Genomic DNA, 25,569 nt, shown 5'->3' with positions numbered 1-25,569 from the left:
TTATTTTTCTTTTAAACGATCAGCTATTAGCTGATATGATTCAAAAACCTTATTTGGTTCTTTTTCAAGCAATTCAAATCCTAATTTTTCATTACTGTTAATATGCCATAATCTACAATTATCCGGACTAATTTCATCAGTTAACATAATGATAGATTCTTCACCGTTAAACACACGCCCAAATTCTAATTTACACTCAACAAGCCGAATCCCGACACCGATAAATAAGCCGCTTAGAAAATCATATATATGCAAAGCTTGCTCTTTTACCGCTTTAATTTCATCCCTAGTTAACCAGCCAAAATTTAATATTTGATACTCATTAACTATCGGATATTTAAATTCACGACTTCGGACCTTAAAATCAATGATCGGTTTATCAAATACATACCCTTCATCCATTCCGAATTCTTTTACAAATCTACCGCACGCTACCGATGATATTATTACTTGTATTGGGAAAACTTCGACATATTGAATTAATTGCTCCCTCATATTTATTTTTTCGATAAAATGATTTTCAATTCCAATCATTTCCAGTTTATCCATTAGAAAGGAAGAAATATTATTATTAAGCACTCCTTTACCTGATATATCAACAGTTTCGCCGGTTTCTAAAATAGCCTTATCGGAAAAAGCCATTATAAGTAAAAAATCTTCTTCGGCGGAATATAAAATTTTACTTGAACCTTCATATAATTTTTTTTTCATTTATTTGTCTCAAAATTCATTTTCCTCGTCATTGCGAGGAAATTACGCAAATAATTGACGAAGCAATCTCAGAAGTTTGTTATTATTTCATGAGATTGCCACGCAGCCTACGGCCGCTCGCAATGACGACTCTGGTATCTACACAAGCATATCATTAAAATCCCTGAAGATCATGAGGGCCTATAATTGCCGATGTAGTAGCACCGCTAAATATTTTATTTGCCGTATTAATAATATCATCAGCTTTTATACTCATGATAATTTCCATAATCTCTTCAGGAGAAATATATTTACCGAAAACAGAATAATTTTTACCTATTTCTTCTGACTTATAGGTATTTTTCTCTTGAGCCATTTGTAAATTACTACGAAGTTGTGTTTTAGCTCTAATAATCTCTTCTGTGTTTACTTTTTCAGTCATTTTTATTATTTCGTTTTTAATCTCTCTATATAATAATTCTAACTTGTCATGTGCAGTGGATGCATAAATTGTAAACACTCCACTATCAAAATAAGCACTATTATAACTACCTACTGCATATGCTAAACCTAATTTCTCACGAATAGTTTGGAATAAACGCGATGACATACCGCCACCGAATATTATAGAAAGTAGATGGGTTTGGTAAAGCTTTTCTAAATTAATATATGATGTACCTTCAAACCCTAACACTAAACTAGTTTGCTCTAACTCCTTATTAATAAAGCCGCTTCCGCCTATATATTTTGCCGGAATAAAGCTACTTTTTACTCCTTGCTTCAAAGAAGAAAATAACTGTTCCGCTATAATTACTATTTTATCATGATCAATATTACCGGCAATTGATAAATAGAGATTTTCGGCATTATAATGTTTACCTATAAAATTAAAAAAATGTTCTTTCGTAAAAGTTGCAAGGGTTTTAGTAGTACCTAAAATCGACTTACCTAATGGTTGCTCTCTATAAACTTTATTATAAAATTTCTCATATACTAGGTCATCCGGATTATCCTGATGATGAGCAATTTCCTGCATTATCACCTGATATTCCTTAGCTATTTCTTCGTCAGCAAAAATAGAATTTTGAATTATATCGGTAAGTATATTAAGTGCTTTATCACAATTTTCAGACAAGACTCGTGCATAATATACCGTATTCTCATGACCGGTATAGGCATTAAAATGTCCGCCTATAGAGTCAAATTCTTCCGCTATCTGTTTTGCCGTTCTAGTTTTCGTACCTTTAAAAGCCATATGCTCAAGAAAGTGAGATATGCCTTCCTCTTCTGCATTTTCATAACGTGCTCCAACTTTAGCAATTAAATTTATTGCTACCGAATTAACATAAGGCATATTATATGTTAAAATTGTCAAACCGTTTTTTAATTTACTAACGTTAAAATTTTCTTTCATAATTTATTTTTTATTTTCTAAAACGTCATTGCGAGGAGACGTTGTTACGTGGATCGGTTTTCCGTCATTACGAGAAGAATTACGTAGTAATTCGACGAAGCAATCCAGTAAAAAATTCTGTAAATCAGAATTTTTTTAATTATTTTTCTGGATTGCCGCGTCGCTTTGCTCCTCGCAATGATGACTTGGTATCCATGCAATAATGCCTATAGTCGCTCGCAATGACGTTTTTTGATTTAAATAACGACTCTCTTAATTTCGCAAGCCTTAGAAACCTTGCAAAAGCAAAAATTATTGAATCTACAAAACCGTCAAAACCGAATACAAAATATCGTCTGATAAAAAATGCTTTAAAAAACCACCATAACATTTCAAATGCTATGCGGGTATTTGAAACTTTTTTATCTTGCATCATTAAATCTTTTGCTTGCTCGCTAGAATAAAAATTTGCTTTAGTTACCAACTGCTCAATTGAAGTACCCGAATAATGATAAGCAGCTTCATTTAATAGATAAATTTTACCTGCAAAATCAACATCCTTATTAAATATCACCGAATCATGAGTAGTATTATTTACGGTATTTGCAAAGCTTGCAAATTTTTTATTATACAACCGAGTACATTTATTAAATGGAGCAAACATTCTTGGCTTTTGGTCATTACGATGCATTATTAACAACTTTATTTGATAAGCTAGATATTGATCTTGATTCTTAGATGCAAAAATATACTCTATTTCATCTTGTAACTCTTTAGATAACTCCTCATCGGCATCAATATTAAGGACCCAATCATTTACGCAAAGGCTTTCGGCAAAAGATTTCTGTCCTACATAACCAAGCCAAGGTTTTATCACTACCTTTGCCCCTAATTTTTCAGCTATACTAACTGTATCATCAGTACTTTCATTATCTACTACTATCACCTCATCGACAATATTTTTTACGCTATTTATAGCTATTGCTATCCTTGCCGCTTCATTTTTAGTAATAATAAATGCTGAGATTTTTGTCATATACCTATACTTTAATGTCATTGCATGTATTCGGTGTCATTCCGTGACTTAACCAGTCTTGTTGCATATATCAATTCCACCCTTGTCACCCCGTGGCTTGTCCACGGGGTGACAACAAAAAATAAACCTACCCTATCATCCTAAACACCAACTTAACTACATAAGTTAAAAGTAATGTGGATAATAATCCGCTGAGCCATAGAATAATAAACCATTGCCACCCTTTTAGACAAGAGGTTATTTTTTTAATATATCGGATGATGAGATGATTTGCCACGGAATATATAATAACAATAGAATGTGTAGCCAAGTATGACAGGTAGGAATATTCCAGCCCCTATCAACAGTAAAGACTGTGACTCCGGTGCTGCTGCTGCAGTTTCAAGCGTAACTTTATAAGGAACGATATATGGCCATATGCTTATCGCAAGCCCTAAATATCCTAATAAAAATAACAAGATCGTATAAATAAACGGCTTTACTTCTTTTTTTTGCTTAACGGCTTTAATTAACTTGATAAATATTAAAGCAGTTACAATAGGTACAATAGATAAATAGTAAATATTAGGTACACTAAACCAACGATGATTTATGTGGTTATTTAAGAAAGGAACCCATAAGCTTACAAGTCCCATAAAAAGTGCAACATAAAATAAAATATATAAAGCAGATTTATAAGCCCAATCTTGTGTTTTCTTTTCTGTTTTCAGAATAAGCCAAGTAGCACCCAAGAGTGCATAACCGAATATTAATGCTATCCCCGTTATAACGGAAAAGGGAGTAAGAAAATCAAAGCTCCCCCCTGCAAATTCTCGTCCTTCTATCTCTATTCCTTGGACAAACGTACCAAGCATTAAACCTTGACAAAAAACAGCAAGCATAGAACCGAAATGAAAAGCGTAGTCCCAAATATAACGATGACCTATATGAGCCTTAAAACGGAATTCAAAAGCTACACCACGAAATATTAAGCCAAGTAACATTAATATAATAGGAATATATAAAGCCGGCATTAATAGCGAATATGCCAGCGGGAAAGCTGCAAATAAACCACCGCCGCCAAGTACTAACCAAGTTTCGTTACCGTCCCAAAAAGGAGCAATAGAATTAATCATTTTATGACGGCAATCATCAGTAGGTGCAAACGGAAATAAGATCCCTACTCCTAAATCAAAACCGTCTAATAAAACATATAAACAAATAGCGGTAGCTATAAGCCCACCCCAAACAAGCGGTAAATCTATATAAGGTGCAAAATTTAACATAAGCTTATTACTTTTCTAATAATGGGTTATTCAAACCGATCTCTCCGTACATTTCTTTATTATCTATCGCTTCTATACCTTTCTTTATCAAATGCATTATATAATATATACCCGCTCCGAAAATGATCACATACACTACTACAAAAGCAATTAGAGAAATAAATACATATTTGCCGAGTACCGGTGATACCGTATCTACGGTTTTTAAAATATTATACACTATATAAGGTTGTCTACCTACCTCGGTTACGAACCAGCCGGCAAGTACTGCAATAAAACCTGAAGGTGACATTAATATATACCAATATTGAAACCAATGCGTAGTATATAATCTTTTCTTCAAATAAAGATATAAGCCGGCAATACCTGTAAATACCATTAAGAAACCGATTCCTACCATAATACGGAAGCTAAAGAATACTAATGCAACCGGCGGACGCTCTTCTTTTATCCATTCTTTTAATCCTTTCACTTCACCGTCTAAACTATGCGTTAAGATTAAACTATTAGCATAAGGTATTTCTACAGCATATTTTGTTTTTTCTTCTTCCCCGTCAGGAAAGCCGATAAGATTAAAAGCTGCTCCTTTTTCCGTATTCCAAATACCTTCCATAGCCGAAACTTTAACCGGCTGATATTTAAGAGTATTTAAACCATGCAGATCACCGATAAATATTTGAATAGGTGCAACAATTAACGCCATTAACACCGCCATAAAAAACATAATTTTAGCATGCTCTTTATAACGATTATTTAGTAAATAAAAGCTAGCTACACCACCGATAACAAAAGAAGTAGTTAAATAAGCCGCCGTAATCATATGGAAAAAGCGATATGGGAAAGAAGGGTTAAAGATAATTTCTAACCAATTCAAAGGATAAAAGAATCCTTCGCCTCGCAGTTCAAAACCAGCAGGCGTATGCATCCAGCTACTAGCTGCAAGTATCCAAAAAGCTGAGATTACAGTACCAACGGCAACTATTAACGTAGAAATAAAATGTACTTTTTTACTGACTTTATTAAAGCCGAATAACATTATACCTAAAAAAGAAGATTCGAGGAAAAATGCAGTAAATACTTCAAAACCGAGAAGCGGACCAAGGACATTTCCAACCTTATCTGAAAAATTCGACCAGTTAGTCCCAAATTGATAAGACATTACAACGCCCGAAACTACTCCCATACCGAAAGTAACGGCAAAAATCTTCACCCAAAATTTGTATATTTCTTGATAAACCGGCTTTTTTGTTTTTAACCATAACCCTTCAATTACCGCTAAAAAGCTTGCAAGCCCTATAGTAAAAGCAGGAAATATTATATGAAAACTTATGGTAAAAGCAAACTGAATCCTTGATAATAATACTTGATCAAATTCCATATTTAAGCTGCTGTTTTAAGATTCAACGTCATTGCGAGCGACTAAAAGGAGCGTGGAAATCTAGAAAAATAATAAAAAATTCTGTAAATCAAAATTTTTTACTGGATTGCTTTGTTAAAATTTTCAATTTTTCCTCGCAATGACAAAAAAACTGAAGCACACAATAACATCAATACAGTATTTGATTTAATCATCCACCTTTGCTATTATTAAATTCTATCTGATTAGTTTTAACAAATTTTCCTTTTTTGGAGTTCCAATTATAATGAACATTTACTATTCTTACTTCTGTAACATTAATATCACCATTGGGCAATTGCGTTACATCATACCCTTTTCGGATAGAATCCGTAATTAATAAACTTGCTTGACAAATATATTTTACATCAAAGAATGGAGAATCGTCTTCCTTAGACTTTTCCTGTTCTTCTAAAAAATTATTAGATAATTCTTTTTCTTGCATTTCTAATGATTTTAAAGTTATTTTCTGAATTTTGTAGCATTATTTAAGGTAAGAAGCAAGGCTTGTTTATTATTTTTCCATAGATTTAATATTTTTAGGTATATTTTTGCAAAATAATTAAATTATATGCTCCAAAATAACACGCGAATTAATATATTATTTTAAAATCGAGGTACATTATCGTGATAAAATACCCTACTTTATCTAAATCAACATTTAGCTTAGGTATTTATTTTTTAAAATTCGATAAAGTTAAAATTACTTTATTGACTGTAATTTGTATTTTACTCGGTATGATTCCGGCGATTGATAGTATATTACTTCAGAAAATCATTGATTTAATAGAATCTTTCAGCGATGAGAACGCTAATAATCCTTTATCTTCCACGATTTACTGGGCAGTATTTTATGCTTTTTGGTGGGAGAGTATTAATATAGCATATCGTTCATATGATTATTTGTATCTAAAGACTATGCCCGTAATAAAAGGGAAAATACTAAATGAACTTTATAATTATACCCAATATCATAGCCATAAATTCTTTCAGGATAATCTAGCAGGACATATTAGCAATCGTATTACCGAAACCGCAAGATCATTTGAGATGATCATTTCAATATTCGGCGAAAAAATTCTTCATAAACTTGCCATTATTGTATTTGCGTTAATTGCTTTATATTCCGTACATTACGTTTTTGCTACGATATTTATTTTATGGATTACGGTTTTTTTAGGACTTAGCGTTCTTTTCTCAGATAAAATCAATAAATACTCGTTAAATTATGCTAGAAGCCAATCTTTTGTTGCCGGCAGTATTGTAGATGCAATTAGCAATATTAATGCGGTTAGAATGTTTACAGCCCATAAACTTGAACGTCAACATCTAGAAACAAGAGTAGAAAATGCCGTAGCCGATGAGCAAACTATGCAATTCTTTATGTTCAAATTGCGTTATGCTCTTGGGACTTCTTGTTCAATAATGATTTTTATAATGATTTATTATTTATCTAAACTTCATAGCGAATTATCTATAAGCATAGGTGATTGCGTATTAGTGCTAACATTATGTATAAATGTAGCAGACGATATTTGGGATTTAACGCAAGAAATCGGTGATATGTTTGAGCAGGTCGGAGCATTTAATCAAGGTTTATCCCTAATGGCACCACATATTATAACGGATATTGAAAATGCTACTCCTTTAGATATCAAAGAAGGTGTTATTGAATTTAGAAATGTTACGTTTAATTATCACCATAATAACAATCTATTTTATAATAAATCAGTATTAATACCGAGTAAACAAAAAGTAGGGCTAGTCGGCTTTTCCGGTTCAGGGAAAACCACTTTTATTAGTTTGCTCACTAGGTTACATGATATAGAAGAAGGGGTGATTTTAATAGATAATCAAAATATTAAAAATGTAACTCAAGACTCTCTTAGAAAAGCTATTAGCCTTATACCACAAGAACCGGTACTTTTTCATCGTACTATTTTGGAAAATATCAGATACGGAAAAAAAGAAGCTACTCTTGAAGAGGTTATAGAAGCAGCAAAAGTTGCACATATCCACGATGTTATCGATAATTTACCGGACGGTTACGATACTATGTGCGGAGAGCGGGGAAATAATTTATCCGGCGGTCAGCGTCAAAGAATCATTATAGCAAGAGCTATCTTAAAAAATGCTCCTATTTTAATTCTCGATGAAGCAACAAGTAGTTTAGATAGCGAAACGGAAAGCCTAATTCAAGAGTCAATGGATTATTTAATGCAAAATAAAACCGTGATAGTTATTGCCCACAGATTATCTACTTTACTCAATATGGATAGAATTTTAGTTTTTGAAAAAGGTAGTATAATCGATGACGGTAGCCACGCAGAATTACTGAAAAATAGTAAGCTATATCAAAAATTATGGAACTCTTAAGTAAAGTAAAAGAGTTGATAGTGTGAAGCAATTATTGTCATACCGTGGTCAAGCCACGGTATGACACCGAAAAAAACTGGATTCCTGCTTTCGCAGGAATGACATAGTACCAGCCTCAACCTTTAAACTAAGTCAGTAGGAGCCACCGCTTCTCCTGCTGCTTCAACTTGAAGTAGTTTACACTCTGTCATCGCTTTTTATTGTACTCTCATGAGTATCTTCAATTTTTAAGATGCATAAAAACTCTAAAGACGGTACCAACTCAACTACCTTTTCTCTTAATTTTATTAGTGGTTGTTTTATAGAATCCGAATCCAAACTCACTTGCTTTGAAAATTTATCTAGTTCTAATAGTTTTTTGATATACTCAAATTTATTCTTAGAAGCATCTTTTGCAACCGGTAATATTTCTACTTTCCATTGAACAAATGCGGCTAAATCTTTCTTGTCAATAGCCTTAATTGCCTTGTAATCATTCTTACGAAATGCGGATTCAAGCGTTAAAAGAGCTTTAAGAGGTTCATAAATTACTTCTTTATCACGGACCATTTGACCGTCAGGATCGAGTATAGTTAGACCATAGTAAATAGGTACAGTTAAATAAACTTTAGTACGTGTTCTACAGCCATACTGATATCTTGAATTGCCCCGTAACTTTTCTTATTTCGTTCTTAATCTTAAACCAATAATGTTCTATAGGATTTAAGTCTGGGCTATATGTAGGTAAGAATAAAATTCTGCACCCAACCGACTCGATTAATTCTCTTATTATATTATTCTTATGGAAGTTGATATTATCCATAATTACTGTTTGTCCAGGATGTAATTCTTTAGTTAATATAGTCTCTACATAGGTTGTAAATATTTCTTTATTACAATTTCCTTCAAATATTACTGGCGCTATAATTTGATTATTACGAAGCCCCGCTATCATACTGATCCTGGATTTATGTTGATACACTTTGTTTCCATAACATCTAGTACCTTTTATACTCCATCCATATTCTCTACAAGCATTATCTTCTATTCCTGACTCATCAATGAATACTAGAGTTTCTTTAGAAATTTGCTGTATCTTTTCTATAAATTCATTCCTTAAACCAATATCCCTTCTGGGATGAAGATGACTTTTTTTTATAAGTGTACCCTAGTAGTTTTCTATAGTAATTTATTCTAGTTCTTTGTAATCTATTACCTAGTATAATACTTAATTCTTTAGCTGTTTTATCATGATTATTGATAATTAATTCTTCAAATTCTTTGAGATTTATTTTTGCATTATAACCCTTTGCTGGACCATAAGGTTTTGCTTTTATATCTCCTGTTTCCCATTTAAGAGTTTTCCATCTATATATAGTGTTACGACCTATATTGAATATTTTACATGCTTTAACAATTGAGAGCCCATCATCTAGAGCTTTGAATAGTTTCATTCTTAAATCGTAACTGTAACTGCTTGCCATAATTTATTTATTATCATTTATAACATATATATTAGCATAGTATGTACCTATTTACTATGGTCTAGCTATACATCCAGATTAGCACCATATTGTAAATATACTTTTACCATATCTGTACTCTGATGCCTATCCTCAAGATTTCTAGTTAAGTCTACTAAACTTTTAAATATGGTCTTTCCACAACAAATAAATTCCATATTAGCACCATAAGCGAGTAATTTAGTTACCATAGCTATATTTTTGTATAGGAAAGTAAATATTTCTAAATAACTAAAATTGTCATCTTTTACGTAATTAGGATCAGCCCCATTTTCAAGTAGAAATTCTACCATATCAAAATGTCCGGCTGTTATGGCAGTGTGTAAAACGGTTATACCGTTATTATAGTCAAGTATTATACTTGCTCCTTTTTCAAGTAAAAGCCTAGCTATCTCTTTCTGATTATTAATACACGCAAACCTTAAAAGACTGGAGGCCTCATGCTTCAACGTAGATACTTTTGTATTTGGATCAATATTTAAAGCAGTTAACATACTATCAACTAAATCATAATCACCTTGACAAATTGCTTTAACTATAGCAGTGTCAGGAAATCTTGCTATTTTATCTACATTGCAGTATGCCATATTGTACACATTAGAAATATTTGTATTTGGATCTTCAATCAAAGCTTTGAATTCTTTGACAAAACTTTCTCTAAAAATTCATATCTTTTTATTTTATCTATATTATTAAATCCCATATTTTGCTGTTCTTCTATATCTTTACTGCTTAATATCTCATAAAATTTATCTCTAATCAGGTTCTCGTTTATCATAGCATTTCCTTTCGTTATTCAATTAATAGTGTTTTGTATCGTACAGAAAAAAATCATTTTATCAACAAATAGTTTATTTATTAGTAAGCAATCAATAAACTAAAATATTATATTAAATATTGTCATATGCTGTTATAATAACTTCTTTAGCCACTAATATTTAAACAATGAAACTATCTGATTTTGACTTTGATTTACCAAGCGAACTTATCTCACAATATCCATCTAATAAACGTGACCACTCGGATTTGCTAATTGCTACCACACCGCTTATTAAAACCAAATTCTATAACATAATAAATTACTTAAAAGAAGGTGATTTATTAGTCTTTAATAATAGCAAAGTGATTAAAGCAAAGTTACATTTAGGGAAGAATATTACAATAAATTTGAATCAAAAATTACCTGATAATTGTTGGTCGGCTTTTGCAAAGCCTGCTCGAAAACTTAATATAGGCGATGAATTTTATTTTGATAATCATAAGGTAATTATTACCGCAAAACTTGCGATGGGCGAGATTAAAGTAAAATTCGAGCTTGATAATATTTCTGTATTTGAATTCCTAGATAAATACGGCGAGATGCCGCTGCCGGTTTATATTAGGCGTTCACACTCATTATGTCATACCGTGGCTACGACCACGGGATCCAAAAAATTTTTAAATAATGACTGGATACCGTGGTCAAGCCACGGGATGACAAACACTCAAAACGACAACGAACGCTATCAAACAATCTATAGTCAAATAGAAGGTTCAGTTGCAGCACCGACGGCAGGCTTGCATTTTACAAAGGATATACTTGATAAGATTAAGGCAGAAGGTATACAAACTACATTTTTAACATTACATGTGGGAGCAGGAACTTTTTTACCTGTAAAAACCGAAAATATTCATGAGCATAAAATGCATACCGAATATTGCTCTATCACTCCTGAAACTGCTGAAATCATCAATAAAGCAAAGCAAGAAGGGAGACGTATTATCGCAGTCGGCACTACAACACTTAGAACACTTGAGAGTTCTTGCAATAAAGGCACTGTAAAAGCCGGTGATTTTGAAACCGATATTTTCATAACCCCAGGCTTTAAATTCCAAACGGCAGATATGCTACTTACTAATTTCCATTTTCCTAAATCTACTTTATTTATGCTTATATGTGCTTTTGCCGGATTTAAAGAGATGCATGAATTATATAAATATGCTATAAAAGAAAAAATGTGTTTTTTTAGCTACGGCGATGCAACCTTGTTGTACAGGAAGATATGAATAGTATAATAGAATATTCCTTTTTAACAAATCTTACTAAACTACCCTTTATAGAAGAAGTTTGGCTTTTTGGGTCACGCGGGCGCGGTGATAATCGTGAACGTTCTGATATTGATATCGCCATCCTCTGCCCTAATGCAAATGAAGATGATTGGCAGCAAGTTTTAGAAATAATATATGATGCAGATACACTTTTAAAAATAGATTGTGTACGATTTGATACATTAAATGATGATGATAAATTTAAACAAAATATCATTAATTTTAAAAAAATTCTTTATAAAAAAGGAGAAGCTCTAATGGAAAAAATATTGTGGCAAGATTATTTTAAAACACTAGGACAAGCTATACAACGCTTACACGAGTTTATAGAAAGAACTAAAGTAGATAAAGATCCTTTCTTTTAGATGCTGCTATTCAGCTATTTGAATTCGTAATAGAACTATTTTGGAAAGTACTAAAGAAATACTAACCCATGAAAAAATTGATAGTACTACTCCAAAAGATGTTCTAAGTAAAGCTTTTCAATTTAGTATGATTGATGATGAAAAAATGTGGCTTGGAATGCTTGATGATCGCAATAATACTTCTCATGTTTATAAATATGAAGATGCAAAACGAGTTTTTGAAAATATTAAATTATACCTACCGATTTTAGAAAAAACATATAATAAATTAGATAAAAAATATTTTGGATGATAAAATCCTCTACTTCATTAGTACAATATATTTCAGAAAGCTTTAGACAAGACGAATTTAAAGGCGAGTCTGCGCAGCGTAGAAAACTACGTGAACACAGACGAGACCTGCAAAATTCGCTTGTATCAAGCTTTCTGAAATATATTGTACTAGATGCAAAACAAGCTGCTTTACTAGAAGAATTAAAACAACTGGCAACAGAACTTAATAAGCCAAAAAGTTTATTTAAATTCTTTAACCAAAATAATTTAAAAAGCGGAATTTATTTATACGGTCCGGTGGGCAGCGGTAAAACTATGCTCATGAATTCTTTTTTTGAAGAATTAACCACACCTAAAATAATAATACACTATCAGAACTTTATGCAGGAAATTCATAAATCTATGCATAAATTACAAACAGAAAATCAGAAAGATATCATTCCTAAAATTGCTAAAAACTATGCTAAACAAACTAAAGTGTTATGTATAGATGAGTTTGAAATTAAAGACATTACCGATGCAATGATAATCGGTAGATTATTTGATGAATTAATAAAGCAAAATATTTTTATTTTTATAACCTCTAACACGAGTCCCAATAATCTTTACAAAGACGGGTTACAACGAGAATCTTTCTTACCTTTTATAAAGATAATCAATAATACATTTTACGTTAAATATCTAGATAATCACCATGATTATCGATTTGATAAAGCGTTAGGAGTTAAAGGAGAAAGGATAATTTATCCCTTAACTTTAGAAAACCAAAACAAACTTGAAAAAATTATCACGGAGATTAGTGATAATAATCTTGTTTCTCAAAATATACAGGTTCTAGGTAGAGAAATATCGTTTCAAAAAGTGCATAAAAGAATATTAGTAACAGATTATAATGAATTATTTGCAAGAGACTTAAGCTATATCGATTATGTTAATATTTGCCAAAATTTCAACGTTATTATAGTGAGGAACGTTCATACTATCGATGCTAACGATACAAATACAGCCGTTAGACTTATCAACTTTATCGATAATGCCTATTTCTATAAAATACTCTTATTTATGAGCTTAGAAGATAACCCAAATAAAATATATCAAGGTTCAGCACGAGCCGCAGAATTTAAACGCACTATTTCAAGACTAAATGAAATGAATAGCGAATCTTATTTATTAAATAATGATTTTAAGAATTAACTTCCTTAAGAGGTTGAAATATGAATACTAATTAAAATTTATTTACAGATGACCTCTAAGAAACTTAATAAATTCATCAATATTGACCTTTATATCGTCTTCTAAATGCTCTTCTGTTGTCTGATCTACATAAAAAGGATAATAATCGCATGACATATAATTTGCCATTCTTTTATAAAAACTTCTAGAGGGAGTTGTACCGTGATCAATTTCTACTACTTTGCATTTTGGAGCCGCAAAAATAAGGTTAGCAAATCCTGATCCGTGCTGTCCAACTATTATTTTTGCTTTATTAAAAAGCTGGGCCTGTTCATACGGGGAGGATAGCTCTAGATATATTACCTTAAAACCGAGTCTCTCAATTTTTTCTATTAATTCCTCTTCATTAACTATTTTTCGGGTAGAAGCGTATTTACGAGAAATATATATTTTATCGTATGCTTTACTATTATCTTTAATAAAAATATTTCTTAAATCTTTTTTTAACCATAAAGGCAAAGGCGTACCTTTTACCGGAATAAACGGTACAGATGGAACAATTAGTCTAGTAGCTTGAATTATACAGTCACTATTTACTACAAAAAGCTTATCTTCCGATATATCTAAATAATTTAATACTATTTCTAATGACTTAATTTGCCATGAATATTTTAAATTATTAATATAGATACGGTCATATTCAAGATCTGATTCTTTTAATATAATTAATCTAGGCAAAATTTGTAGCAGCCAATGATACCAATTTTCAGAACCAGAAGATGAAATTACTGCTAATTTTCCATTAAAATATAAAGGATTTTCTGTATTAATATCTCGTTTTTTATTTAATAAACGATGTTGATCACCTAAGCTTGTTTGAGTATCTTGTAGAATATAACCTTCTTGAGTTAAAATTCCACCTTCATTAATTACTATGCCGTTTGGTAACTCTAAAATAAATTGCTCAGTATTTTTTTCTTTAAATAGCTTTTTATTTCTTGATGTTTATTCTTTAATTCGTAAGCATTACTAATATAGAGAAAGGTAAAAATTATGAATATAAAACATCTAATAAAGAGAAAGAAAGATAATTAAAAATTTGCATTGCAAGCTTGGCAGCGACTTACTCTCCCATGCCTTATGACATAGTACCATTAGCGCTATGAGGTTTCACGTTCGAGTTCGGGATGGGATCGTGTGTTTCACTCATGCTATAACCACCAAGCTAGCAATACAAACTTTTAAAAAGATAGACTTGTATTATAGTTTGCTGTTAATGTTATTGCACGACTCAAAAAAAGTCTTAACATCATATCTTAACTTTTACTACGATACTCAGCAAAATAATTTTTACTGGATACCGTGGTCAAGCCACGGTATGACATTGGTCATGCAACAACATTTTTATTCATTGATAAAGCTAATTTAACCTGATAACTTTGTGAGTTGATACTACATTTTTATAGAATTAACACTATATGCATATGTAATCTCACAGCAAAGTAAATCAATCGAGCTATTAGTATCGGTTAGCTACACACATTACTGTGCTTCCACACCCGACCTATCAACGTGGTGGTCTTCCACGGCTCTAATGGGGAAGTCTAGTTTTGAGGTGGGTTTCCTGCTTAGATGCATTCAGCGGTTATCCCTTCCGTACTTAGCTACCCAGCTGTGCCATTGGCATGACAACTGGTCCACCAGGGGTACGTCCACCTCGGTCCTCTCGTACTAAAGGCAGATCCTCTCAAACTTCCTACACCCACGGCAGATAGGGACCGAACTGTCTCACGACGTTCTAAACCCAGCTCACGTACCACTTTAATCGGCGAACAGCCGAACCCTTGGGACCTTCTCCAGCCCCAGGATGTGATGAGCCGACATCGAGGTGCCAAACGATTTCGTCGCTATGGACGCTTGGAAATCATCAGCCTGTTATCCCCGGAGTACCTTTTATTCGTTGAGCGATGGCCCTTCCACTCGGGACCACCGGATCACTATGACCGACTTTCGTCTCTGCTCGTCTTGTCAGACTCGCAGTCAGGCTAGCTTATGCCATTGCACTCTAAAAGTTGATTTCCGACCAACCTGAGCTAACCATCGCGCGCCTCCGTTACTCTTTGGGAGGCGACCGCCCCAGTCAAACTACCCACCATGCATTGTCTCGGATCCTGATTCAAGGATCTCGGTTAGATGTCAAGAACCAAAAGGGTGGTATCTCAACGATGACTCCACAAAGGCTGACACCTTCGCTTCGTAGTCTCCCACCTATCCTGCACATCTGATTTCTAACACCAGTGCAAAGCTATAGTAAAGGTTCACGGGGTCTTTCCGTCTGACCGCGGGAACTCCGCATCTTCACGGAGAATTCAATTTCGCTGAGTCGATACTGGAGACAGTGGGGAAATCGTTACGCCATTCGTGCGGGTCGGAACTTACCCGACAAGGAATTTCGCTACCTTAGGACCGTCATAGTTACGGCCGCCGTTCACTGGGACTTCAATTCAGAGCTTCGCACCCCTCCTTTTAATCTTCCAGCACTGGGCAGGCGTCAGACCCTATACGTCGTCTATTGACTTTGCAGAGCCCTGTGTTTTTAATAAACAGTCGCTACCCCCTAGCTTGTGCCACCTGCACATGGTTGCCCATATACAGGTCATCTTTCTTCCGAAGTTACAGATGTAATTTGCCTAGTTCCTTCAGCATCGTTCTCTCAAGCGCCTTGGTATACTCTACCTGTCCACCTGTGTCGGTTTTGGGTACGGTCTATAATGAAGGTGTTATTTCCTGGGAAATATTCACTGCACAATCAATCCAATAAGACTGTACAATTTACTATTTTCGTCACATCCTTCAGGTTCAGGAATATTAACCTGATTCCCATCGATTACGCCTTTCAGCCTCATCTTAGGGGCCGACTAACCTTGCGCAGATTAACTTTACGCAAGAACCCTTGGACTTTCGGCGAGAATGTTTCTCACATTCTTTATCGCTACTTATGTCAGCATTCTCACTTCCGATACCTCCAGCAAACCTTACAGTTCACCTTCGCAGGCTTACGGAACGCTCCGCTACCATTTATGCCAAATGCATAAATCCGCATCTTCGGTACATGACTTGAGCCCCGTTACATTGTTGGCGCAAGAAAACTTATTTAGACTAGTGAGCTATTACGCTTTCTTTAAATGATGGCTGCTTCTAAGCCAACATCCTAGTTGTTTTGGTCTTCTCACATCCTTTAACACTTAGTCATGATTTAGGGACCTTAGATGGCGGTCTGGGCTTTTTCCCTCTCGACTATGGACCTTAGCACCCATAGTCTGTCTGCTATGCTGTACTCGTCGACATTCGGAGTTTGATTGAGTTTGGTAAGTCTGTGGGACCCCCTAGCTCATTCAGTGCTCTACCTTCAACGGTAATCGCTATAACGCTCTACCTAAATAGATTTCGCGGAGAACCAGCTATATCCGAGTTTGATTGGCCTTTCACCCCTAACCACAGCTCATCCCCTACTTTTTCAACAGTAGTGGGTTCGGTCCTTCAGCGGATTTTACTCCGCTTTCAACCTGGCCATGGCTAGATCACCCGGTTTCGGGTCTAATTCATCTAACTAAACGCCCTATTCAGACTCGCTTTCGCTACGCCTACACCTAACGGCTTAAGCTTGCTAGATAAACTAAGTCGCTGACCCATTATACAAAAGGTACGCCGTCACAAGACATATAAATACGCTTGCTCCGACTGCTTGTAAGCATTTGGTTTCAGATACTATTTCACTCCCCTTGTCGGGGTACTTTTCACCTTTCCCTCACGGTACTTGTTCACTATCGGTCACTAGAGAGTACTTAGGCTTAGAGGGTGGTCCCCCTATGTTCAAACAGGATTTCACGTGTCCCGCCTTACTCAAGGACTTCAAACTTTTTACCTATACGGGACTATCACCCTCTATGGTCAACCTTTCCATGTTGTTTTAGTTATTTTTTTGAAGCCACTGGCCTGGTCCGCGTTCGCTCGTCACTACTAACGGAGTCTCGGTTGATGTCCTTTCCTCCAGCTACTTAGATATTTCAGTTCGCTGGGTTTGCCTCATATAGCTATGTATTCACTATACAATACCTAATAAATTAGGTGGGTTTCCCCCATTCGGAAATCTTCGGATCAAAGTTTATTCGCAACTCCCCGAAGCTTATCGCAGCGTATTACGTCCTTCATCGCCTTCTAATGCCAAGGCATCCACCAAATGCTCTTATTATATTTACTTACGCTTTTAACTTGAAATTACACGATGCATACAGAATTAATTTCACAATTATTTTCAGTATCTACTCACGATATAAATTTTTATTATCGCGGTGTATTTAGTTTTTAGCTTTATCAACTTTTTAAACAGCTCCAAAGTTTTACGTTTCAAACTTTGTGTGAAGATTTTATATCTATATTTCTAAAGCTTGTCAAACACTAATTTCAAATAATTTTAATTTTATTTTTCATGAAGGAGCTTAAAGTTATTTTAACCTCTTTTTAAAGTAGGCTTTGCCGGCTTTTTGTTTAGACTTGTGGTCCCTAATTTTGTATCTACCTTACCGCCTAAATCTTCAAAAAAGAACCTGCCTTTTTATAAAACATGATTTACTGCTTTCATTTCTCCTTCTCTGTTTATCAAACCGCTTTGAGTTTTAACAAACAATAATTTACCGTCTTTTCTAAAGACTAGATTTTCATCAATTTCAAAATCTTTAGTTATACTTAAATTACCGTTCTTATCAAATTTACCTAAAACATTTTTCTGTAAATCAGCAAATTCGGCATGAGCATATAATTTTGAAATTTCTTTTATTTGTTTTGGATCGTTTATATGTTCGCCGGCTTTGTTAATAAAGCCGCTAATTTCATATTGAGATGTTTTACCGTGTGGAGTTTTTCACAAGAAATTGAGTTTCCGTAAGTAGCTTAGTTTGATCCTCTACTTCATCATCTACTATATTAATTACTTTTCTTTTTACAGAATAAATATCACTATTCTTTTCAAGCTTTGAGGTAAACTCCTTAACGTCTAAATTATCATTAAACCTAACTTCTTTTTTATCTTTACCCATAATAATACTCTTATTTTAATACTGTATCTTTTAAAATATTTGTACCACGTAAAAATTCTTCTATATTCAAAGCTTTTTTACTCTCTTGCTGAAGTTTTTTTACTCGTAATATACCGCTTCCACAAGCTATTTCCAGCTTATCGCTAATAACGGTACCGGAAGTAAAGTGATGATCCGTATTTAAATATTCTGCTTCAAGGATTTTAATTATTTTATCATTATAACTAAAATATGCTCCGGGCCAAGGATTCATCCCCCTTATTTTACAATCTATTTTATATGCGGATTCATGCCAATTAATCTTTCCTTCTTCCTTTGTTAGTTTATGAGCATACGTAATACCGTCGCTTGACTGTTTTATCGGTACTATATTATCGATATTTGCAAGTGTTTTAATTAATAACTCCGCTCCAAGATTTGCACATTTATCATACAATTCTTCCAATGTTGTTCTTTCTTCTAAATTAAAATCTTCTTTCATCAATATATCACCTGTATCAAGCCCTGCATCCATACGCATAATACATACGCTACTTTTCCGGTCGCCCTCTATAATAGTACGCTGCAGAGGAGCCGCTCCTCTGTGGCGAGGCAAATCGGATGGATGGATATTAAGACAGCCGTATTTTTTAGCTTCTAATATAGCTTTCGGCACAATAAAACCATATGCAATAACAACTATAATATCAGCATTAACTTTATTAATTCGATTTATTATTTCATCATTACGAAGAGTAGAAGGAGTATAAACAGGAATTTGATGCTCAAATGCTAATTGATGTATGGGAGATTTAGCTAAGTTAAGTCCTCTGCCCTTAGCTTTAGGTTGCTGGGTAAAAACAGCTCTAACTTCATGATGAGTTATAAGTTTTTTAAGAGCGGGAACGGCGAATTCAGGCGTTCCCATAAAGATTACTTTCACACTATATTATTTTTGAGTTTCTTAAGCTTACGAAGTACTACATCTCGTTTCAAATTACTTAAATAATCAATCATAAGCTTACCTTCTAAATGATCATACTCATGCTGGATAACTCTTGCAAGCCAATCATTTGCCTCAAGCTCTTGTTGCTTATTATGATAGTCTAAATACCTAATCTTTATAGATTCCGGTCTTGCCACCTCAATACGTTGCTCCGGTAATGAGATACAACCTTCGTTAGCCGTAACTAGCTCTTCTGATTTTTCTATTATTTCAGGATTCACTATAAAAAGCGGATACAAATCTTTTGGTCTTTCTACCGAATCATGATCTTTTATATCAATTACTAAAATACGTTTCAATACCCCTACTTGTACTGCTGCAAGCCCTGCACCGTCTTCATGGTACATAGTTTTAAGCATATCATCCATAAATTTTCGTGTTTGATCGGTAAACTCTAAAACCGGCTGAGATTTCTGCTTTAATCTTTCATCAGGTGCCGTTACTATCGGTAATATTGACATAATTAAATCTTAATATTTTATTTTAATATACCATAAATACCATAAAATCACCAAAATGTAAAGAAAGCAAACCTGCCTAATTCCGGCAATAGTTGCATAATAAACTCACCTATTTGCAATAATTTGTCGAATTAATAATATTTAGTAAAAAATAATAACAAATATCAGATAACATGTTAATAAAAATAAGGCTTGCATAAAATTAAAGAGGAATAGTAATGTATTGGGGTGATATTGAAGAAATTACCGAACAACTCGAAGAACATTGTAGCGATCAGTATAATGAAAAAAAATTTCATTATTAAAGCTAGAGAAACTGATTAGAGATTTAAAGGACTTTGAAGATGAAGAGAAAAAAGTCGAAGAAGTTACATTAGAAGAAATTTTAGACAAATGGGAAGAATTACGTGAAGAAATGAGAGAAATCGATTAAGTAGCTTTTTGAGTTATTTTCAGGCATTTATAAATTAACTTTATAAAAATATATTATAATCAATAAAAATATGGCGACTGCCTGAAAAAAAACTCTTAAAGTCATTAGCTTTGAACTAAATTTCTTATTAAACTTTCCTCCGATAGCCCATCGACACTACCCCTATAATAAGAACCGCAACGGTTAAACCAATCGCAATTAATAACCACATCATAATTTATTACCAATATATAACTTTCCACACAAAGATTATATACTTTTTCTCTTTTAAATCATAGATAATTCAACAATTACTTATAAAAGAAAGAGAGATATTAGGTTCTTGCGTTCTTATTAATTTTTGCTCAAAAATATCTAAAAATACAAATAATTTAATTTCCCGCATGCAAGAACCTAGAGTATTTTAAGAAACCTCATCCTATTGCTGAAATATTTATTAATGCTCACGGTGGGACATGACTTAATCCATGCAAATTTGCTTAAATTAAGCTTTCTGAGTTACACTAATATATTATCTATCAGTTTAACAAAAGCACCATTTCCTAAAACATTAGCACAAGTGATCACAGGATCAAACAAGATATAAAGAGCTGTAATCAGCGACATCATATTAGTATTAAAACCTAGATATTGTTCAAGTATAGGGAGCATTACAATAATTCCGCCACCTGGTATGGCTGCTACTGAAAATTTTGCCAATACAAAATAAAAAGTAAAAATAAGATAATTAAATAAAGTAGGTTCAGCTAATCCATAACTCTTTAGTATGGCATAAGCCAAAATCGGTATGGCGAAACAATCGCCAACAAGATGAATATTTACTGTTATTGGTACAACGGTACGAGCAAGTGCTTTATTATTTGTATTATTTTCCGCTCCTATTATACTAAGTGGCATACTTACAACACTAGACATTGCACTAAATCCACTTATAGACGCTGGCATCATATTACTAAGGCTAGCTATGAATTCCTTAACTCGACAGTTACTTAAAATAAAATAAGCAAGAAAGATATAGCCAAACTGAGCAAATGCGATTGTCACAAAAATAAACATATAATCTTTAATAATTATACCTAATACTTCATCAAACTGTAGTTTTACGATAAAGCCCATTATAAATAAGGGGATTACATAGATAAACAATCGCAATATTTTTGCAACAAATACTTCTATCTTGAAAGCCAATCCAATTGCAACTTCAGCACAAAATTTTGAGGAAATAAAGCCTAAGATAATACTACTAAATACGATTTTATCATTAGAAATAATATTAGGAAAATTAAGTAACCATAAAGGCTTTAAGCTATCACTTTCTATAGGAGAGATCATTGATAAATCGAATTGATATATGTATATACCTACATAATGACTTATGAAGGTAGAACAAAAATTAGACCCACATACTAGTAATAATATTAAGAAAACTATACGTGTTGCATCTTTGGCTAGCATTACAACAGATTTAAAAAGTAAGCCAAAAATAATTAAAGGAAGAAATAATCCAATTATAGATTTAATAGATAGACTTATTGAATACAATAACCTTTTTACTTCTAAACTCATTAGTGGGTTTAACAATATGATAGCTATGATAATAGCCATTAAAATAAGTGGCATTTTACGAAACATAAAACTTACCTAATAATAATTAGTTAATTTAAATAGATGGATATAATTAAAAGAAAGATATAGAGATATTGTTACCGGCTTGGACTGGTTGTAGTAGTAAAAAAAGACTGGAAAGTTAATATTTGCATATTCATTCAACATACAGTTATTATTTATAGAGAGAAAAATTAGTGTTGCAATACTTTTCTAGAAGTTCTTTGGGGGGTATTGCTAACTAAAAGTAGATTAATTAATAAATTAACGTCATTGCAAGGAAAATTACAAAGTAATTTGTACGTCCGCAATCTCAGAAGTTTGTTATTATTTCATGAGATTGCTATGCAGCCTATGGCTGCTCGCAAGGTATTGTTGCGTGGATCAATTTCACCTCTGTCATCCCGTGGCTTGACCACGGGATCCAGTTAAAAATACTAAACTTATTAGTATTTTTTATGGTTTTTATGGCCCCCGTGGTCAAGCCACGGGGTGACACAGTGGGTTTTACCGGTCCACGCAACAATACCTCCTCGCAATGACGACTTAGGTATCTACACAAAATGCTTCCGCAAGAATAACATCGAGAGCTTTTTAAGAGCTATGCGGGAATAACAACGCCTCAGCCCTTACACCTCTTCAGATTGCTCTAAACCTTCTTCTTCCACTGCACTATCCTCTTCACCCTCGGTACTTTCAGCAATGAGAGAAACAGATACGACTTTTTCCCCCTCATCTAGCTTAAACAGGATTACGCCGCTAGTGTTACGTCCCGTAATACGTACTGACTCAAGTTTACAGCGAATTAACTTACCGCTATTGGTAATCAGCATTAACTCATCATCCATTTTAACCGGCATAACACCGACAACTAAACCGGTTTTGTCGTTAATATCCATATTGATTATGCCGCTACCGCCACGGTCAGTAATTCTATAGCCATAAGCTGAGCTTTTCTTACCAAAACCGTTCTCAGTTACGGTTAAAATGAATTCTTCGAAATTTGCCATTTCTAAAATAGAATCTGCAGTCAAAGCTACGCCTAACTCTTCGGGGTTAAACGCCTCACCTTTAGCAATCTCAAGCCTTTTTTCCCATGGCACTGTTAAATAAGCATCTCTATCCTCTTTTGTACTGCTAATGCCTTTAAGCACAGTCATAGAAATTACGGAATCCTCTCTAGCAAGCTTCATACCTCGTACACCGTCAGAAGTACGGCTCTTAATAACACGCAATGATTCAACAGGGAATCTTAAAGCTTTACCGACTTTGGTAGCAAGTAAAATATGCTCGTCTTCTTTACATGGTTTTACGTCTATTAATTTATCGTCCTCATCAAGCCTAATAGCAATTTTACCGTTCGACTGAATCTTTTTGAAATCTAATAAATCGCTTCTTCTGATATTCCCCTTGGCAGTTGCGAACATAATGTTTAAATTATCCCACTCATCCTGATTTTCCGGTAGCGGCATGATATTTGTAATATGCTCATTTTCTTTCAACGGTAATATATTAACCATCGGTCTTCCTTTACCTTGCGGATTACTTAAAGGTAATTTATACAGTTTTAAACTATAAACCTGACCGATATTTGAGAAGAACAACATTGGCGTATGAGTACTACCGACAAAAACTTGCGTGGTAATATCTTCATCACGCATTGAAAGCCCTGATCTTCCTTTACCACCACGTTTTTGTGAACGATAGCTACTTAGAGGTACACGCTTGATATACCCGCCAAGCGTTACGGTTACAACCATTTCTTCACGCTGAATTAAATCTTCTATATCTTGATCAAATTCGCCAAATTCAATTGAAGTAAGACGAGGAGTCGCAAATTCTTCTTTAACTTTAATTAGCTCTTCCTTTAAAATCTCAAGTAACCTTGTACGAGAGCCGAGTATATTAAGATATTCGGTGATTTCCGTAGCGAGGTTCTTTAAATCCTCTTCAAACTTGTTTTTCTCCATAGCGGTCAGGCGTTGCAATCTCATTTCTAAGATTGCCTTAGCTTGCACTTCGGTAAAGCTACATTTGCCCTGCTCGTTTAACATTGCTTTATCATCAACCAGCTTTACAATAGGTAGTATATTTAATGCTTCCCACTGGCGAGCCATTAATTCTTGTTTAGCTGCATTCGGGTCATTTGAAGCTTTAATAATACGTATTATTTCATCGATATTACTAACGGCAATAGTTAGTCCTAGTAAAATATGTGCTCTATCTCTTGCTTTATTTAGCAAATATATAGTACGGTTAGTAATTACCACTTCCCTAAAACTAACGAAAGCTGCGATTACTTCTTTCAAATTCATCACTTTCGGTAGCCCGTCTTTAAGAGCAAGCATAATAACACCGAAGCTAGTTTGTAGCTGCGTACATGCGTATATTTGATTTAAGACTACTTCAGCAACTACGTCTTTTTTTAACTCAATAAAAATCCTTACACCGTTTTTATTCGATTCGTCACGTAAATCGCTTATACCCTCAATACGTTTCTCTTTAACCATTTCAGCAATTTTCTCAACGAGCCTTGCTTTATTTACCATATACGGTATTTCGGTAATAATAATTGCTTGACGGCTATTACCGATATTCTCAATCTCCGCCCGACCTCGCATAATGATACTGCCTCTACCGGTAAGGTATGCCGATCTAATACCGGTAATGCCTAAAATCATTGAACCCGTAGGAAAATCCGGTCCTTTAACAACTTCTAGCAAATCTAAAATTTCTATATCGTTATTATCTATATATAAACAGCACGCATCGATAACTTCACCAAGATTATGAGGCGGGATATTAGTTGCCATACCGACCGCAATACCTCCGCTACCGTTAACCAATAAATTAGGAAACATTGCAGGAAGTACGGAAGGCTCTTCTTCAGAACCGTCATAATTAGGGTTAAAGCTGACGGTCTCTTTATCGATATCCTCTACGAGCTTATGCGAAACTTTGGCCATTCGAGATTCGGTATATCTCATTGCCGCCGCCGCATCACCGTCCATCGAGCCGAAATTACCCTGCCCGTCGACAAGCGGTAAACGGAGCGAAAAATCTTGTGCCATACGTACTAACGAATCGTAAATAGCACTATCACCGTGCGGATGGTATTTACCCATCACGTCACCAACTATTCTAGCGGATTTTCTATAAGGTTTACTAGCATGATTACCGGCTTCATGCATGGAATAGATAATTCGGCGATGCACCGGCTTTAAGCCATCCCGAACATCCGGTATAGCTCTACTTACTATAACACTCATAGCATAATCAAGATAAGATACTTTCATCTCATCTTCGATATTTACCGGTACTAAATTAGAAGAATATTTATCAGTCACGATTACTTAGCCTTAAATTTAATTTAATGAATTATATTTAATTATAGAGACATAATAAATTTCTTTCAAGGATTGCTTGTATTTA

General features: G+C 34.0%; 21 protein-coding genes, 2 rRNA genes and 5 pseudogenes. 6 read left to right on the top strand and 22 right to left on the bottom strand.

The annotated features are described in order from the left end of the window. From REIP_RS04000 to REIP_RS03975, 6 genes are all read right to left on the bottom strand, one after another. Positions 1-711 (bottom strand): phosphoribosylaminoimidazolesuccinocarboxamide synthase, encoded by a 711-nt coding sequence (locus REIP_RS04000; protein ID WP_045803887.1) that lies wholly within the window; start codon positions 709-711, stop codon positions 1-3. 154 nt (positions 712-865) lie between these two features. Beyond that, a complete protein-coding gene (locus REIP_RS03995) occupies positions 866-2,104 on the bottom strand; it encodes a M16 family metallopeptidase (protein ID WP_045803886.1) in 1,239 nt (412 codons plus the stop codon). A 139-nt stretch (positions 2,105-2,243) separates the two neighbouring features. After that, positions 2,244-3,119: a glycosyltransferase family 2 protein gene (locus tag REIP_RS03990; protein WP_045803885.1), complete on the bottom strand. Its 876-nt coding sequence runs from the start codon at positions 3,117-3,119 to the stop codon at positions 2,244-2,246. Positions 3,120-3,364: 245 nt separating this feature from the next. Continuing rightward, the gene (cydB, locus tag REIP_RS03985) at positions 3,365-4,384 is read right to left on the bottom strand and encodes a cytochrome d ubiquinol oxidase subunit II (RefSeq protein WP_023507109.1); all 1,020 of its coding nucleotides are present in this window, start codon (positions 4,382-4,384) and stop codon (positions 3,365-3,367) included. 7 nt (positions 4,385-4,391) lie between these two features. Then, complete coding sequence (locus REIP_RS03980; RefSeq protein WP_023507110.1) at positions 4,392-5,762, bottom strand: cytochrome ubiquinol oxidase subunit I; 1,371 nt, start codon at positions 5,760-5,762, stop codon at positions 4,392-4,394. 190 nt (positions 5,763-5,952) lie between these two features. Further along, entirely contained in the window at positions 5,953-6,225 is a 273-nt protein-coding gene (locus REIP_RS03975) for a DUF2671 domain-containing protein (RefSeq protein ID WP_023507111.1), read from the bottom strand. A gap of 182 nt (positions 6,226-6,407) precedes the next feature. Here REIP_RS03975 and REIP_RS03970 point away from each other — a divergent pair, with 182 nt between their 5' ends. Continuing rightward, the gene (locus REIP_RS03970; RefSeq protein ID WP_045803884.1) at positions 6,408-8,156 is read left to right on the top strand and encodes an ABC transporter ATP-binding protein; all 1,749 of its coding nucleotides are present in this window, start codon (positions 6,408-6,410) and stop codon (positions 8,154-8,156) included. A gap of 177 nt (positions 8,157-8,333) precedes the next feature. Here the strand turns inward: REIP_RS03970 and REIP_RS03965 are convergent, their stop codons facing one another. The 4 genes and pseudogenes from REIP_RS03965 to REIP_RS13650 form a co-directional block, all read right to left on the bottom strand. Beyond that, positions 8,334-8,705, bottom strand: a complete 372-nt coding sequence (locus REIP_RS03965) for a hypothetical protein (RefSeq protein ID WP_045803883.1) — start codon at positions 8,703-8,705, stop codon at positions 8,334-8,336. Between the two features lie 47 nt (positions 8,706-8,752). Further along, a pseudogene (locus REIP_RS09420) lies at positions 8,753-9,619 on the bottom strand (IS630 family transposase). Positions 9,620-9,684: 65 nt separating this feature from the next. Next, positions 9,685-10,107, bottom strand: coding sequence for an ankyrin repeat domain-containing protein (locus REIP_RS03950; RefSeq protein ID WP_410525700.1), 423 nt, complete (start codon positions 10,105-10,107; stop codon positions 9,685-9,687). Continuing rightward, a pseudogene (locus REIP_RS13650) lies at positions 10,108-10,436 on the bottom strand (ankyrin repeat domain-containing protein); the annotation flags it as partial. 167 nt (positions 10,437-10,603) lie between these two features. Here REIP_RS13650 and queA point away from each other — a divergent pair. Genes queA through zapE form a run of 4 tightly spaced genes read left to right on the top strand, consistent with a single transcriptional unit; the run spans position 10,604 to position 13,578 of the window. After that, complete coding sequence (gene queA, locus REIP_RS03945; RefSeq protein ID WP_023507117.1) at positions 10,604-11,704, top strand: tRNA preQ1(34) S-adenosylmethionine ribosyltransferase-isomerase QueA; 1,101 nt, start codon at positions 10,604-10,606, stop codon at positions 11,702-11,704. Further along, positions 11,701-12,111, top strand: coding sequence for a nucleotidyltransferase domain-containing protein (locus tag REIP_RS03940; RefSeq protein WP_231569215.1), 411 nt, complete (start codon positions 11,701-11,703; stop codon positions 12,109-12,111). The genes queA and REIP_RS03940 overlap by 4 nt, the downstream gene beginning before the upstream one ends. Positions 12,112-12,151: 40 nt before the next feature. Beyond that, on the top strand, positions 12,152-12,403 hold the full coding sequence (locus REIP_RS03935) for an HI0074 family nucleotidyltransferase substrate-binding subunit (RefSeq protein WP_052691094.1): 252 nt from the start codon (positions 12,152-12,154) through the stop codon (positions 12,401-12,403). Further along, positions 12,400-13,578: a cell division protein ZapE gene (gene zapE / locus REIP_RS03930; protein ID WP_082068233.1), complete on the top strand. Its 1,179-nt coding sequence runs from the start codon at positions 12,400-12,402 to the stop codon at positions 13,576-13,578. Before REIP_RS03935 ends, zapE begins: the two co-directional genes overlap by 4 nt. Positions 13,579-13,620: 42 nt before the next feature. Here zapE and REIP_RS03925 read toward each other — a convergent pair whose 3' ends face one another. The 7 genes and pseudogenes from REIP_RS03925 to def all read right to left on the bottom strand — a co-directional run bounded on the left by REIP_RS03925 (position 13,621) and on the right by def (position 20,099). Next, complete coding sequence (locus tag REIP_RS03925) at positions 13,621-14,295, bottom strand: glycosyltransferase family 61 protein (RefSeq protein ID WP_045803882.1); 675 nt, start codon at positions 14,293-14,295, stop codon at positions 13,621-13,623. A 372-nt stretch (positions 14,296-14,667) separates the two neighbouring features. Then, positions 14,668-14,782 (bottom strand): 5S ribosomal RNA (gene rrf, locus REIP_RS03920). 273 nt (positions 14,783-15,055) lie between these two features. Beyond that, positions 15,056-17,818 (bottom strand): 23S ribosomal RNA (locus tag REIP_RS03915). Between the two features lie 249 nt (positions 17,819-18,067). Then, a pseudogene (locus tag REIP_RS09415) lies at positions 18,068-18,445 on the bottom strand (hypothetical protein). A gap of 16 nt (positions 18,446-18,461) precedes the next feature. Next, positions 18,462-18,653 carry a hypothetical protein gene (locus REIP_RS03910; RefSeq protein ID WP_045803881.1) on the bottom strand — a complete coding sequence of 64 codons (192 nt, stop codon included), beginning with the start codon at positions 18,651-18,653 and terminating at the stop codon, positions 18,462-18,464. A gap of 10 nt (positions 18,654-18,663) precedes the next feature. After that, positions 18,664-19,575 (bottom strand): methionyl-tRNA formyltransferase, encoded by a 912-nt coding sequence (gene fmt / locus REIP_RS03905; RefSeq protein ID WP_045803880.1) that lies wholly within the window; start codon positions 19,573-19,575, stop codon positions 18,664-18,666. After that, on the bottom strand, positions 19,572-20,099 hold the full coding sequence (gene def, locus REIP_RS03900; protein WP_023507122.1) for a peptide deformylase: 528 nt from the start codon (positions 20,097-20,099) through the stop codon (positions 19,572-19,574). Before def ends, fmt begins: the two co-directional genes overlap by 4 nt. Before the next feature lie 218 nt (positions 20,100-20,317). On the opposite strand from def, the pseudogene REIP_RS13405 reads away from it, so the two are divergent. Next, a pseudogene (locus REIP_RS13405) lies at positions 20,318-20,532 on the top strand (Fe-S cluster assembly protein IscX). Positions 20,533-20,559: 27 nt separating this feature from the next. Here REIP_RS13405 and REIP_RS09405 read toward each other — a convergent pair. The 5 genes and pseudogenes from REIP_RS09405 to gyrA form a co-directional block, all read right to left on the bottom strand. After that, positions 20,560-20,746: pseudogene (locus REIP_RS09405) on the bottom strand (twin transmembrane helix small protein). Positions 20,747-20,815: 69 nt separating this feature from the next. Then, positions 20,816-20,917 (bottom strand): hypothetical protein, encoded by a 102-nt coding sequence (locus REIP_RS12390; RefSeq protein WP_045803879.1) that lies wholly within the window; start codon positions 20,915-20,917, stop codon positions 20,816-20,818. A gap of 113 nt (positions 20,918-21,030) precedes the next feature. After that, positions 21,031-22,164 (bottom strand): cation:dicarboxylate symporter family transporter, encoded by a 1,134-nt coding sequence (locus REIP_RS09400; protein ID WP_045803878.1) that lies wholly within the window; start codon positions 22,162-22,164, stop codon positions 21,031-21,033. A 325-nt stretch (positions 22,165-22,489) separates the two neighbouring features. Next, positions 22,490-22,660 (bottom strand): proline/betaine transporter, encoded by a 171-nt coding sequence (locus REIP_RS10895; RefSeq protein WP_156147417.1) that lies wholly within the window; start codon positions 22,658-22,660, stop codon positions 22,490-22,492. Between the two features lie 106 nt (positions 22,661-22,766). Beyond that, complete coding sequence (gene gyrA / locus REIP_RS03885; RefSeq protein ID WP_045803877.1) at positions 22,767-25,484, bottom strand: DNA topoisomerase (ATP-hydrolyzing) subunit A; 2,718 nt, start codon at positions 25,482-25,484, stop codon at positions 22,767-22,769. Positions 25,485-25,569: the final 85 nt, after the last annotated feature.

The organism is Rickettsia endosymbiont of Ixodes pacificus, assembly GCF_000965155.1.
Classification (GTDB): domain Bacteria; phylum Pseudomonadota; class Alphaproteobacteria; order Rickettsiales; family Rickettsiaceae; genus Rickettsia; species Rickettsia tamurae.
This window is presented reverse-complemented; position numbering and strand designations above follow the sequence as displayed.

Bases quoted from the DNA above. Each gene is read 5' to 3' on its own strand.
- zapE (WP_082068233.1), top strand. From the start codon at position 12,400: ATGATAAAATCCTCTACTTCATTAGTACAATATATTTCAGAAAGCTTT.
- cydB (WP_023507109.1), bottom strand. From the start codon at position 4,384: ATGTTAAATTTTGCACCTTATATAGATTTACCGCTTGTTTGGGGTGGG.
- REIP_RS04000 (WP_045803887.1), bottom strand. From the start codon at position 711: ATGAAAAAAAAATTATATGAAGGTTCAAGTAAAATTTTATATTCCGCC.
- REIP_RS03995 (WP_045803886.1), bottom strand. From the start codon at position 2,104: ATGAAAGAAAATTTTAACGTTAGTAAATTAAAAAACGGTTTGACAATT.
- REIP_RS12390 (WP_045803879.1), bottom strand. From the start codon at position 20,917: ATGCGGGAAATTAAATTATTTGTATTTTTAGATATTTTTGAGCAAAAA.
- REIP_RS03980 (WP_023507110.1), bottom strand. From the start codon at position 5,762: ATGGAATTTGATCAAGTATTATTATCAAGGATTCAGTTTGCTTTTACC.
- REIP_RS09400 (WP_045803878.1), bottom strand. From the start codon at position 22,164: ATGTTTCGTAAAATGCCACTTATTTTAATGGCTATTATCATAGCTATC.
- REIP_RS03940 (WP_231569215.1), top strand. From the start codon at position 11,701: ATGAATAGTATAATAGAATATTCCTTTTTAACAAATCTTACTAAACTA.
- queA (WP_023507117.1), top strand. From the start codon at position 10,604: ATGAAACTATCTGATTTTGACTTTGATTTACCAAGCGAACTTATCTCA.
- REIP_RS03965 (WP_045803883.1), bottom strand. From the start codon at position 8,705: ATGGTCCGTGATAAAGAAGTAATTTATGAACCTCTTAAAGCTCTTTTA.
- REIP_RS03910 (WP_045803881.1), bottom strand. From the start codon at position 18,653: ATGGGTAAAGATAAAAAAGAAGTTAGGTTTAATGATAATTTAGACGTT.
- REIP_RS03990 (WP_045803885.1), bottom strand. From the start codon at position 3,119: ATGACAAAAATCTCAGCATTTATTATTACTAAAAATGAAGCGGCAAGG.
- def (WP_023507122.1), bottom strand. From the start codon at position 20,099: ATGTCAATATTACCGATAGTAACGGCACCTGATGAAAGATTAAAGCAG.
- REIP_RS03975 (WP_023507111.1), bottom strand. From the start codon at position 6,225: ATGCAAGAAAAAGAATTATCTAATAATTTTTTAGAAGAACAGGAAAAG.